This is a genomic window from Neisseria subflava (assembly GCF_024205705.1).
GTDB classification, from domain to species: Bacteria; Pseudomonadota; Gammaproteobacteria; order Burkholderiales; family Neisseriaceae; genus Neisseria; species Neisseria subflava_D.
Genome location: NZ_CP073115.1, coordinates 1,322,103 through 1,334,127, shown reverse-complemented (window position 1 = coordinate 1,334,127; position 12,025 = coordinate 1,322,103). Strand labels below are relative to the sequence as shown.

Sequence of the window (12,025 nt, the reverse complement as noted above, 5' to 3'; positions counted from 1 at the left end):
AAAGTAGGGCAGATATTTTTCTAAATCATGCCGTCTGAACCCGAATATTCAAAAACAAGGTCTACAACCAACATGAAAAAAGTCGAGAAAAACGTATTGGTGCTGCATAGCGCTAAGGAAATGTTTGAGCTGGTGGACAAAGTTGAGGACTATCCAAAATTTTTGCCGTGGTACAGCAAGACCGAAGTCATCGAACGCAAAGGCAACGAACTAAAAGCGCGCCTGTTTATGGACTATATGCGCGTCAAACAGTCGTTTGCGACGCACAACCACAATATCCCGGGGCAGGAAATCCGTATGGATTTGCTCGAAGGGCCGTTTAAAACCCTGCGCGGCACTTGGAAATTTATCGACTTGGGCGATGATATGTGCAAAGTCGAATTCAGATTAGAATACGATTTCTCCAATGCCGTACTCTCTGCCATGATTTCCCCAGTATTTGGCCATCTTGCCGGTACGCTGGTAGATGCTTTTATTAAAGAGGCCGACCGCCGCTATGCTTGAGATTGAAATTGTTTACGGACTGGCCGACAGGCAAGTGTTGAAGGGCATGACCGTTGCCGAAGGCACAACCGTACGCGAAGCTGCCCTGCAAAGCGGTTTGGAGGTGGAGTTCCCAGAGTTGGATTTACAGCAAGCGCCTTTGGGTATTTTCGGCAAGGCCGTGAAAGATGAGACTGTGTTGCGCGATGGCGATCGGATTGAGGTCTATCGTCCATTGTTGATTGATCCGAAAGAAGCGCGACGTAAACGCGCTGGGCAAGAATAAATCGAAGGCCGTCTGAAACTTTTTCAGACGGTCTGTCAAACTGAAAGAACAGTAATGAGCTTGAAAATTAAATTAATCGTCGGTTTGGGCAATCCAGGCCAAGAATACGAACAAACGCGCCATAATGTCGGCTTTTGGTTGTTGGACGAACTGGCGTGGAAATGGAAAGTTAATTTTAAAGACGAAAAGAAATTTTACGGCGAAGTAGCACGCGCCACTACGCCTGATGGTGATGTTTGGCTGCTCAAACCCATGACCTTTATGAACCGCTCCGGTCAGGCCGTTGCCGCTTTGGCTCAGTTTTACAAAATCAAGCCGGAGGAAATCTTGGTGATCCATGACGAGCTGGATATTCCATGCGGCCGTATCAAATTCAAACTTGGCGGCGGCAACGGCGGACACAACGGCCTCAAAGACATCCAGGCTCGTTTGGGTACGCCTAATTTCTACCGCCTGCGCTTGGGCATTGATCACCCTGGCGACCGTAATCTGGTTGTCGGTTATGTGCTGAATAAACCGTCGGCGGAACACAGACAGCAAATTGATGACTCCATCGCCAAATCCCTGCAAGGATTGCCGGCCGTGTTGAATGGCGAATGGGAAGAGGCAACGCGTTTTTTGCACAGTAAGTAAGCGTACCCGAATCAAACGGGTAGCCTTGCACATCATGTTCAGACGGCCTGAAAACAGGCAGCGCGTCTGACTAGTGATAAACGAATCAAAGAAACAGTAAATATGAACGAACTGACCAGCCTTATGCAGACCGAAGCCCCAGGCATTGTTGGCGAAACATTAGACTTTTGTCTTTACGAATGTAGTATTGAAGATGCCCCGGATGCAGAAGAAGTGGCACAATGGCGTGATATTTTGAAGGCGCGGGGTGGAAAATTTTTCCGCTTGGCAGATATCTGCCAAACATGGTTGGATGAAGAGGCTGACAAATGAAAGCCTTGCCATTAAACAAATTTACTGCCGCTGCCTTGATCTGGTTTGCCGCCGCCATTTATGCCTTGCTTTTCAAAGAGGGCGGTAATAGCGCTCCACCATTTCTCCATTTTGATAAAGTCGGCCATTTCGGACTGTTTTTCGGTCAGGCATGGTTGTGTGCAAAAATATTTATTCAAGACAATAGGGATATTCCCCATAAAGGCATTCTATTTGCCGCTTTATTATTTGCCATAGGAAGCGAGCTGGCTCAGGCACTTCTGACTACTACGCGCCAAGGTTCGATCGCGGACGGCATTGCTGATATGGCAGGTACGGCTGCGGCGCTGTGGTTTGCAGCAAAAGTAAAAACAGCGAAAAGTTAGATATATTTAAAGAAGTTAAAAGGCCGTCTGAAATCCTGAGAAATAGGTTTCAGACGGCCTTTTGTTACTTGATATTTGAAGCAATGATTGCTTCATGCCAAGAATTAGAATGTTACGCGTACGCCGGCAGATACTTCGTGAGTATGGAACTTAATGCTATTCATTTTGCCCCAATAGTTGTAGCGATAGCCTGCATCCAAGGCAACGTTAGGTGTTACTTCGTAGCTTACGCCAGCCATTGCTCCAACACCAGTTTTAGTATCACTGCGTTCATAATATGAATTAGCTGTCTTGACTTTTGCAGAAGCATGATTAATAGCCACACGAGCACCTACATAAGGTTTTACAGGAGCTTGCAGATCAAAGTCATAAATAGCAGAAACGCCGGCACTGTGGTATTTACCTTCAGCATCGAATGAGGCAGTATTGATTTTTTCAGACTTATAATGGGTATAGTCAGCGGCAACACGGAAATCGCCGAAATCGTAACCGGCAGAAATGCGTGGACTAAAGCCTTTAACCGAACCACTGGCATTATCAGCTTTTTGTTTTACAGTAGCATGACCAGCATCAGCTTGAACATAAAAACCTTTGGTTGCATCAGCCAATGCAAATGTAGGCAGGGAAAGAGCAATCAGTGTTACCAGAACTTTTTTCATGGTTTTGTCCTTAATGTAGGATGAGAAGTAGTGGATAATCGCTGGGATTGTTCATTCCCAACAATTATTCTGATTGTATTTTCTTGTGGAAAATTAAGCAAATCTAAAAATGTTTTAGCTGTTGTAAAACCGCATTTATAAAAAACACTGTAACAAATCGTTTAAGAACAAACGGCCTTGCTCTGTCGGGTGGAACACGGTCGGGTCTGATTCAAGCAGGCCTTTTTGTCTGGCGGTTTCGATTTGTGCCATGATTTTTGCAGTGGGTACACCGGTACGTTCTTGCAGCATTGCGGCAGGTACGCCGTCGGTCAGGCGTAGGGCGTTCATCATGAATTCAAATGGAAGGTCTTCGGCAGCAACAGTTTTGCGTTCGACTGCTTCATGCGGATTGCTCTGCATGGCGGCAAGATAGTCGTTGGGATGACGGCGGCGGACGGTGCGTTCGATATGGTCGGGATAGGAGATTTTGCCGTGCGCACCCGCGCCTATCCCTAAGTAATCGCCGAACTGCCAATAGTTCAAATTATGGCGGCACTGCATGGCAGGTTTTGCAAAAGCCGATGTTTCGTAGTGGATAAAGCCTGCGCCTTCCAATTCGCCGTGTACGGCATCTTCAATATCCAATGCTGCTTCATCTTGCGGCAAACCTTTTGGCGGCGTATGACCGAAAGGCGTGTTCGGCTCCATGGTCAGATGATATGCGCTGATATGCGATACGCCTGTTGCAATAGCGGTTTGCACATCGTTTAAGGCTGTCTGAACCGTTTGGTTTGGCAGGGCATACATCAAATCGATATTGACTTTTTCAAATAATTTCAAGGCAGTATCAATGGCTGTCAGGGCTTCTTTGCCATTGTGAACGCGTCCCAATCGAGCAAGCATATCGTCGTTAAAACTTTGTACGCCGATAGACAGACGTGTAATGCCTGCGTCTTTAAATCCTTGAAACTTCTCAATTTCAAATGTGCCCGGATTGGCTTCCAAAGTAATTTCCGCTTCGGGTTGCAAGCGCAACAGCGAGCGCACGCCGCTTAACAAACGGTCAATCGATTTCGCTTGAAACAGGCTGGGGGTACCGCCGCCGAAGAATATAGTTTCTACAGGTCTGCCCCAAATATTGGGCAACTCAAGCTGCAAGTCGGTTAATAGGGCATCGATATAGGCTTCTTCCGGCAGGCCGTTTTTCAGGCTGTGGGAATTGAAGTCGCAATACGGGCACTTTTTGATGCACCAAGGAATATGGATATAGAGTGATAAAGGGGGCAGGGCGGTTAGCTGGCCGGGGCGTTGGAAGGTGATTTGGGTCATGATATGTGTTGAGGCTCGAGGCCGTCTGAAATTTTTAGGGCCTTATTTTAACTGAAATGTCGGCCGGGAAAGTAATTAGTAGGAAATTTGTGTAGTCTAAGCGCTCAAAAAAGCTTCAATTTCTTCTTCTGATAATTTGGAATTGCAGACAAATTTTATTTTGCCTTGTGAGATGTTGAGTAATGCGGGAACAGTTTTGATGCCGTGTTGTTCACGAAAATCTTTCAAAGCCGCTTTGTTGCTGCTGTCTGTAAAGCGGATGGTAAGCTGCTTGTTTAAGGAAACGGTAAGCAGTTTTGCAACAAAACGGCGACAGTATGAACAGCTTGGTTTGCCTAAAAAGACGATAGCAGCTTCTTGACTGTCAATGAGTTGAAGAAGTTCGTCAGGCGTAGTCGGGATAAAGGCAGCAACGTGTTTTGCAAAGGCTGCTAATTCTTCAGGTGTGGGCTTGGGCATGGGAATGAATGTGAGGTAGGCCGTCTGAAGGTTTCAGACGGTCTGTTGTTTTTATGTAGTTAAAGTCTTTTGCGCATCCAAGATGAGAGTTTGGGTGCACCGAATAGCAGGAAAATGCCGATAAAAAGCTGCGCGATGTTGGCAAGTATACCGGCTTGGTTTTGTGCGCCGAGATCCGCCCAAACGGATGTATGTGTGTCGATAGCAATAGACTGTACAAAAAGATAGAGAGAGAACTGGTAAATTAGGTCGGGGATAGCTTGGAAAACAGTATATATGCCTATTAATACAATACCGGTCGTCAGCCATGGTGCAGGGTGTTTTGGGGCTTCCTGTACGGTTTGCAGATGTTCGGGCAACAGGCGGTTGGTAATGGCGGCAGGGAAACACCATAGCAGCAGCCATGCAATTAAATACAAGCCGTAGAGCATCAGTACGGATGAGATTTGTTTACTGTCATACATGCTTTCTGTCTGTACGAATATGGTCGCGATGCTGCCAAGCGTTTGTACGATACCGATTAAAACGACCAAGCGGATGGCGACAATCAAGATTTGCTTAGGGGACATGGATTTCTTTTATTATTTATTGGATTTGGAACATCTAAAAAAACGTTTCAGGTTTTCAGACGGCCTATTATTGATTTATAAGGACTCGATTTTTCTTAACAATTCACGCAATGCTTGGGCGCGGTGGCTTTCGGCATTTTTGATTTCAGGATTAAGCTCGGCGGCGGTGCAACCGTGTTCGGCCAGATAGAAATGTGGATCGTAGCCGAAGCCGTTTGTGCCGGCTGCTTCTGCCTGCCATTGTCCACGCCAGATGCCTTCTGCAATGATGGGCTGCGGGTCATTTTCGTGGCGGACGAGGACAAGGACGCAGACGTAGTAGCAGCTTTTGTCGTCTTTATCGGCAAGATCGGCAGAAAGTTTGGCGTTGTTTGCAGCATCGGATTTGGGGTTTTCGCCTGCATAACGAGCGGAGAAAATGCCGGGTGCGCCGTTTAAGGCGTTGGTACAGATGCCGGAGTCGTCGGCAAGTGCTGGTAAGCCGCTGTATTTGGCGGCATGACGTGCTTTAGCCAGGGCATTTTCAACAAAGGTATGGTACGGCTCGGGACATTCGGGCGTATTGAACTGTGATTGTGGCAGGATTTCGATGTTTAAGTCGGCAAAGAGGCGGGAAAATTCTTTGAGTTTGCCTGCGTTGCCACTGGCAAGGACGATTTTTCCAAACATGGTTTTTCCTTAATGGTTTTCGGTTTGCTGCATACGAGCCATTTGTGCGCGTGCTTTGTGGCGGATATAAAGGGCAAGGCTGCCGATTTGGGCAAAAACGGCTGCAAAGGCAAACAGAAAGGCGGCAACGGCAAATTGTTTGCTGTGTATGCTCAGAAGATAAGCGCCCAACAGAATCAGTACGATAAACATCAGGGTAAACAGGGCAGTCAGGAGCAGATAGGCTTTTTGTCGGGTCATGGCAGCTTGGGTAAGGGGAAAAATGTTCTGATTATAACGTCAGATTGGGAATTTGAAACCATATCGTATTCGTTAAAAAGGCCGTCTGAATATTTCAGACGGCCTTAAGTCGAATAACGGATTAACGCAATTCTGTGTGCAGGCGGCTCAACAATGTGGAGGCATCGCTGCCTTTGTATGGGCTACCATCTTTGTTCAACAGATGGAGGCGTGCGCCATTGTTGATAGGCTCAACATACACGATGATTTCAGGATAAGTTTTTGGCGCTTCCGCTTTGCCTTTGCCAAATACACGTTTGAACAGGCCCGGTTTTTTATTGGCAACTGCTTCACCTTCGGTTGGCGCTTGTTGAACCAAGAAAGCGCGGCGTTCGGCATTTTGACCGATAACAGTCAGGCCAATGCGGTCAAGCGCAAGGGCAGTACGGCGCCAGTTGCGGCCGTAATCGCCTGCCAGCAGCAGGGTGCCGTTGTCCACACGGGCCAACTCAGAAGCATTGCTGCGGGCGGCAACGCTTTGGGTCAGGGCCTGTTCAGCTTGCTGACCGTCAACGCCCAAATATTGCATAAAGCGAGCGAGGAATGCGGCTTCAAGGTTAGGGTCGTTTTCACCCGGCTGCCACATCGTAGTGTCTTTTTTACGGTCGGCATAAACTTCTTTCATGCCTTTGTGGGCGAAGAAGATGTCGGTCGAACCGTTTTTACCTTGTTCGATGCGGATGATGAACTTGTCGCGTTCGCTGGTAGAGTAGATACCGCCCAAGCCGACTTTATCCAACAGGCGGCGCAGGCTGTCTTGAGGGATTTTGGCTCGGTTTTCAGCCCACTCGGTTTCCATTTGGCCGATGGCTGGTTCTTCGGATTTGATGTCAAAACCGTTTTCTTGCCAGAACACTTTCAGCAAAGGCCAAATTTCGCGAGGCGATTTACCATCGACAACCAACCAGCGTTGATTGCCGTCACGCTCAAGGCGTACGCCTTTAACGGATTTCAAAACTTCTGCATTGGCAGGTTGTTGTACGGCCTGAGTGCGGCGTTTGTTGAAGTCGCTGGCACGGACGGCGCCGCTGCCTGCCGGTAATTGATAGAGGTTGCCTTGGTCTGGGTTGTTCAAATCAGGTGGTACTTCCAGTTTGACCAAGCGGTGAGATTGACTTTGATAGTCGAGTTTGGGTTGTTCTTTTTTGCTGCCGGAACAGGCAGTCATGCTAATCAGGGCGAGGGCTACTACGATGGGTTTGATATAGGTCATCTTGTTTTCCTGTGGATGAAGTTCTTAACAGGGAGGCCGTCTGAAAAGGGTGTTTGGGATTCAGACGGCCTTATTTCCGGATCAGATTTGTCCTGATTTTTCCAGAGCGGCTCGGACTTTGGCTTGACCGGCTTCGGTCAGTGCTACCAAAGGCAGACGAACATGGGGTTCGCATTTGCCCAATAAGCTCAGGCCCCATTTGGGCGCGGCCGGGCTGGGCTCGCAGAACATGGTGTTATAAATTGGGATAAGTTGCTCGTTTAGACGACGGGCGGTCGCAATATCGCCCTCAAGGGCGGCTCGGCACATATCGGCAAAGAGTTTCGGTGCAACGTTGGCTGCGACGGTTACCACGCCATGACCGCCACACAGCATGAAAGGCAGGCCGGTAGGATCGTCGCCGGAGAATACGGCAAAACCTTCAGGAACGCTGTTGATCAATTCGATGTTGTTACCGATATTGCCGCTGGCTTCTTTCACGCCGACAATATTCGGAATCTCGGCCAAACGCAAAATAGTGTCGTTGCTCATGCTCACGACGGTACGGCCGGGAACATTATAAATAACCATCGGAATCGAAGTGGCTTCGGCGATGGCTTTGAAATGTTGGTAAATACCTTCTTGCGAAGGTTTGTTGTAGTAGGGAACAACAGATAAGGTGTAGTCCGCACCGGCTTGCTCGGCGGCTTTGGAAAGGGCGATGGCTTCGACAGTATTGTTGGCGCCTGTGCCGGCGATAACGGGAACGCGCTTGTTGACGTGTTTGACAGTGGCTTCAATAACGGTCAAATGTTCTTCGACAGGCAGGGTGGCTGACTCGCCAGTAGTGCCGACTGCGACGATGCCGTCGGTGCCGTTTTCAATGTGCCAGTCGATTAAGTCATGAAGTTGTTCGTAGTTGATGCTGCCGTCTTGATTCATCGGAGTAATCAGGGCAACCAGACTGCCTTTTAACATACGGAAACCTTTAATTTTATGGTGTAGGTGGATTATTCATCGGATTGTAGCTTACTTTGTTGTTTGTGTGAAACATATCCGCTAAGCGGCTTTGCTGTTTAATGGTGACTTGTCATTATCTTAATGAATAATACATTTTTAAATCATTGGTTTGTTTGTTTTAAGATGGAAAAATGATGTCAAGAATTAAAATGTGTTAAGGCGGTTTGAGGCCGTCTGAAAACAGTTGGGCGGAACTTTCAGACGGCCTGATGGTTTTGAATTTGCTGATACATTTCAAATTGGTTAAAATACGCATCTTAATATTTTTTAACGATTCTTGAGAGAAGGTTCAACATGGCCGGAATGACTGAAAAACAAGCGGAACCGCTTGATTTGGTTTATGGTTTGGAAGATAAGCCGCCGTTTGGTAATGCGTTGTTGAGTGCGGTTACGCACCTTCTGGCGATTTTTGTCCCGATGATTACTCCGGCATTGATTGTCGGCGGGGCGTTGGAGCTGCCGGTTGAAATGACGGCTTATTTGGTGTCGATGGCGATGGTGGCTTCCGGTGTCGGTACTTATTTGCAGGTCAACCGTTTCGGGCCGGTCGGTTCGGGTATGTTGTCGATTCAGTCGGTCAACTTCTCTTTTGTTACCGTGATGATTGCACTCGGTACCGGTATGAAAGAGGGCGGCTTGACTGAAGATGCGATGATTTCAACGCTTCTGGGCGTGTCCTTTGTCGGCGCGTTTTTGGTGTGCTTCTCCGCTTGGCTTTTGCCTTATTTGAAAAAAGTGATTACGCCGACTGTAAGCGGCGTGGTAGTCATGTTGATCGGTTTGAGCTTGGTACATGTCGGCATTACCGATTTCGGCGGCGGCTTCGGTGCGAAAGCAGACGGCACGTTCGGCTCAATGGAAAACTTAGGTCTGGCATCGCTGGTGTTGCTGATTGTATTGGTTTTCAACTGCTTGAAAAATCCATTGTTGCGTATGAGCGGCATCGCGGTGGGTTTGATTGTCGGTTATATTGTTGCGCTGTTTTTGGGCAAAGTAGATTTTTCTGCCCTGCAAAACCTGCCGCTGATTACTCTGCCGGTTCCGTTTAAATATGGCTTTGCATTTGATTGGCACGCGTTTATCGTAGCCGGTGCGATTTTCTTGTTGAGCGTATTTGAAGCGGTTGGCGATTTGACGGCGACTGCGATGGTTTCCGAGCAGCCGATTGAGGGTGAGGAATACACCAAACGCCTGCGCGGCGGTGTATTGGCAGATGGTTTGGTGTCTGTGATTGCGACTGCATTGGGCTCTTTGCCTTTGACCACTTTTGCGCAAAACAACGGCGTGATTCAAATGACCGGCGTGGCTTCGCGCCATGTGGGCAAATATATTGCGGCGATTTTGGTATTGCTGGGCTTGTTCCCCGTCATTGGCCGCGCGTTTACCACGATTCCGAGTCCGGTTTTGGGTGGTGCGATGGTGTTGATGTTTGGTCTGATTGCGATTGCCGGTGTGCGGATTTTGGTCAGCCACGGTATTCGCCGTCGTGAAGCGGTCATCGCGGCTACTTCTGTCGGTTTGGGTTTGGGCGTGGCGTTTGAGCCGGAAGTGTTCAAAAACCTGCCTGTATTGTTCCAAAACTCAATTTCCGCCGGCGGTATTATGGCGGTATTGTTGAACTTGGTTTTGCCGGAGGATAAAACCGATAAAGCGGTTAAGGTGGAAACCGATAGTTTGGAGCACTAAGCAAGCTTTATTTAAAGGCCGTCTGAAGTTTCAGACGGCCTTTGGTTTTTCGGCTATAATATTGTTTTTATTTGTTATCCGAGTGGTTCGGATAGCCCTACCCGGAAAGGTTTTATATGACGGTTTATTCACTTTTTATCACTTGTCCTCGCGGTTTGGAAGCGCCTTTGACGCAGGAACTCGAAAGCATGGCATGTCAGGATATCCGCGCTGTTGACGGCGGTGTGGCATGTAAAGGCACGATGGAGCAGGTGTATCGCATCAACCTGCATTCGCGCGTTGCCAGCCGTGTTTTGCTGCGTTTGACCAAAGGCGGTTATCGCAGCGAACACGATATCTACAAATTGGCACGAAATCTGCATTGGACAGGTTGGTTTAAGCTGGAGCAGACCTTTAAAGTCAAAGTCGAAGGCAAGCGCGCCAATGTGAAAAGCTTGGATTTTGTCGGTTTGAAAATCAAAGATGCCGTCTGCGATGCCTTCCGCGATATTTATGATGCGCGTCCGAGCGTGGGCAAAATCAACCCCGATATCCGCATTCATGCCTTTATCGATGAGCGCAACGTGGAAATCTTTATCGATACTTCCGGCGAAGCACTCTTCAAACGCGGCTATCGTCAGGATACCGGCGAAGCGCCATTAAGAGAGAACTTGGCGGCAGGTTTGCTGCTTTTGGCAGACTACGACGGTACGCAGCCTTTCCAAGACCCGTTTTGCGGCAGCGGCACGATTGCTATTGAGGCTGCATGGATTGCGACACACCGTGCGCCGGGTTTGATGCGCCGTTTCGGTTTTGAAAAACTGCAAAACTTCGACAAAGAAAAATGGCAAGCGCTGCGCCGTGAGGCTGAAAAACAAATCAAACCGGCAGCTGCGCCAATTTCCGGCAGCGACAACGACCGTTATATGATCCGTGCCGCATTAGCCAATGCTCAAGCCGCCGAAGTGGATAATTTCATTCGCTTTGACGTGCAAGATGCGCAAGCCGTACGGCCAAACGGCGAACACGGCATTATGATTTCCAATCCGCCTTATGGCGTGCGCCTTGCCGAAATTCAGGCTTTACAGGCGCTTTATCCGCAACTGGGCACATGGTTGAAACAGCATTACGCAGGCTGGTTGGTTGGGATGTTTACCGGCGATCGCGATATGCCGAAATTTATGCGCCTTTCTCCGAAGCGTAAAATTCCGCTGTTTAATGGCAACTTGGATTGCCGATTGTTTTTGATGGATATGGTTAAAGGCTCAAATCGGGGCTAAAACCTGAAATTGAGGCCGTCTGAAAGATGATTTCAGACGGCCTTTTTTGTTTTATTTAGATAGACTTTGCTATAACGGAGTTTGCTTTTCTTTTTTTAATTACAGGCCGTCTGAATCGTGTTCAGGCGGACTTTTTATTGGTTTAAAATTGCTATTTTATAGTAATAGGCAATCAGTTAAATAATAAAAATCTATTATATAAGTAAAATGCATTGTTAAATAAAAATACCATATCTAGTAGTATTGTGTTTTAATGCACACCATATCTTGTGTTTTATGGCATTGCAATGAACGGTTTGAAATTTACAGTTGAGCAAATTGTTTGGCAGGAAGTGCCGGGCGAAGTGTCGCTGGCGTTTCTGTTTTCCGGTTGCCCGCTGCGTTGTAAAGGCTGTCATAGTGCCGATACATGGAAAGAGGGCATTGGCACGGAATTGACCGAGGATTATTTAAAAGGTCGTCTGAAACGCTATCGCGGGCTAATTAGCTGCGTGTTGTTTATGGGCGGGGAATGGCAGCCGAAAGCCTTGCAGAAAATGTTGGTCATTGTTGCCCAGCAAGGTCTGAAAGCCTGCTTGTACACCGGCCTGGAGCGTGAGGAGTTGGAAGCGGTTTCAGACGGCATTCTGCCTTATCTGACGTATCTGAAAACCGGCCGCTGGCAGATGGAGCTGGGTGGCTTAGACAGCCCGACCACCAATCAGAAGTTTATCGATTTGCGCACGGGCGAAGTGTTGAACCGATTGTTTATCAAAGACAAACCCGTGCCTAAAGTGTTTCCAGTGGCTTCAATTTAGCTCAATGCTGTATTGCACTGATTTAAATTGAATTTATTGTATTCGC

16 protein-coding genes are annotated in these 12,025 nt (G+C 47.9%); 8 read left to right on the top strand and 8 right to left on the bottom strand.

The features are described from left to right. Window positions 1–72: 72 nt before the first annotated feature. From KCG54_RS06440 to KCG54_RS06420, 5 genes are all read left to right on the top strand, one after another. Window positions 73–504 (top strand): type II toxin-antitoxin system RatA family toxin, encoded by a 432-nt coding sequence (locus KCG54_RS06440; RefSeq protein ID WP_003683270.1) that lies wholly within the window; start codon window positions 73–75, stop codon window positions 502–504. After that, window positions 497–769, top strand: coding sequence for an RnfH family protein (locus tag KCG54_RS06435; RefSeq protein ID WP_003747009.1), 273 nt, complete (start codon window positions 497–499; stop codon window positions 767–769). Before KCG54_RS06440 ends, KCG54_RS06435 begins: the two co-directional genes overlap by 8 nt. 54 nt (window positions 770–823) lie before the next feature. Then, entirely contained in the window at window positions 824–1,402 is a 579-nt protein-coding gene (gene pth, locus KCG54_RS06430) for an aminoacyl-tRNA hydrolase (protein WP_070460838.1), read from the top strand. A 102-nt stretch (window positions 1,403–1,504) separates the two neighbouring features. Then, complete coding sequence (locus KCG54_RS06425; RefSeq protein ID WP_254323716.1) at window positions 1,505–1,714, top strand: dioxygenase; 210 nt, start codon at window positions 1,505–1,507, stop codon at window positions 1,712–1,714. Then, window positions 1,711–2,079 carry a hypothetical protein gene (locus KCG54_RS06420; RefSeq protein WP_254323715.1) on the top strand — a complete coding sequence of 123 codons (369 nt, stop codon included), beginning with the start codon at window positions 1,711–1,713 and terminating at the stop codon, window positions 2,077–2,079. The genes KCG54_RS06425 and KCG54_RS06420 overlap by 4 nt, the downstream gene beginning before the upstream one ends. A 104-nt stretch (window positions 2,080–2,183) precedes the next feature. Here KCG54_RS06420 and KCG54_RS06415 read toward each other — a convergent pair whose 3' ends face one another. The 8 genes from KCG54_RS06415 to dapA all read right to left on the bottom strand — a co-directional run bounded on the left by KCG54_RS06415 (window position 2,184) and on the right by dapA (window position 8,195). Then, window positions 2,184–2,738, bottom strand: a complete 555-nt coding sequence (locus KCG54_RS06415) for an opacity family porin (protein WP_254323714.1) — start codon at window positions 2,736–2,738, stop codon at window positions 2,184–2,186. Window positions 2,739–2,873: 135 nt separating this feature from the next. Beyond that, window positions 2,874–4,049, bottom strand: coding sequence for a radical SAM family heme chaperone HemW (hemW, locus tag KCG54_RS06410; protein WP_254323713.1), 1,176 nt, complete (start codon window positions 4,047–4,049; stop codon window positions 2,874–2,876). 96 nt (window positions 4,050–4,145) lie between these two features. Next, window positions 4,146–4,508 (bottom strand): thioredoxin family protein, encoded by a 363-nt coding sequence (locus KCG54_RS06405; protein WP_254323712.1) that lies wholly within the window; start codon window positions 4,506–4,508, stop codon window positions 4,146–4,148. A 59-nt stretch (window positions 4,509–4,567) separates the two neighbouring features. Continuing rightward, the gene (locus tag KCG54_RS06400; protein ID WP_254323711.1) at window positions 4,568–5,077 is read right to left on the bottom strand and encodes a hypothetical protein; all 510 of its coding nucleotides are present in this window, start codon (window positions 5,075–5,077) and stop codon (window positions 4,568–4,570) included. A gap of 75 nt (window positions 5,078–5,152) precedes the next feature. Next, window positions 5,153–5,746: an RdgB/HAM1 family non-canonical purine NTP pyrophosphatase gene (rdgB, locus tag KCG54_RS06395; protein WP_254323710.1), complete on the bottom strand. Its 594-nt coding sequence runs from the start codon at window positions 5,744–5,746 to the stop codon at window positions 5,153–5,155. Window positions 5,747–5,755: 9 nt separating this feature from the next. After that, entirely contained in the window at window positions 5,756–5,986 is a 231-nt protein-coding gene (locus KCG54_RS06390) for an NGO_0222 family membrane protein (RefSeq protein ID WP_003679018.1), read from the bottom strand. A gap of 121 nt (window positions 5,987–6,107) precedes the next feature. Further along, window positions 6,108–7,193: an outer membrane protein assembly factor BamC gene (gene bamC / locus KCG54_RS06385; RefSeq protein WP_371464511.1), complete on the bottom strand. Its 1,086-nt coding sequence runs from the start codon at window positions 7,191–7,193 to the stop codon at window positions 6,108–6,110. Between the two features lie 126 nt (window positions 7,194–7,319). Continuing rightward, on the bottom strand, window positions 7,320–8,195 hold the full coding sequence (dapA, locus tag KCG54_RS06380; RefSeq protein ID WP_254323709.1) for a 4-hydroxy-tetrahydrodipicolinate synthase: 876 nt from the start codon (window positions 8,193–8,195) through the stop codon (window positions 7,320–7,322). A 336-nt stretch (window positions 8,196–8,531) separates the two neighbouring features. Between dapA and KCG54_RS06375 the strand changes: the two genes are divergently transcribed. From KCG54_RS06375 to nrdG, 3 genes are all read left to right on the top strand, one after another. Further along, window positions 8,532–9,923 (top strand): nucleobase:cation symporter-2 family protein, encoded by a 1,392-nt coding sequence (locus KCG54_RS06375; RefSeq protein WP_254323708.1) that lies wholly within the window; start codon window positions 8,532–8,534, stop codon window positions 9,921–9,923. Window positions 9,924–10,039: 116 nt separating this feature from the next. After that, on the top strand, window positions 10,040–11,182 hold the full coding sequence (locus KCG54_RS06370; RefSeq protein WP_254323707.1) for a THUMP domain-containing class I SAM-dependent RNA methyltransferase: 1,143 nt from the start codon (window positions 10,040–10,042) through the stop codon (window positions 11,180–11,182). Between the two features lie 287 nt (window positions 11,183–11,469). Next, window positions 11,470–11,979, top strand: a complete 510-nt coding sequence (nrdG, locus tag KCG54_RS06365; protein WP_254323706.1) for an anaerobic ribonucleoside-triphosphate reductase activating protein — start codon at window positions 11,470–11,472, stop codon at window positions 11,977–11,979. Window positions 11,980–12,025: the final 46 nt, after the last annotated feature.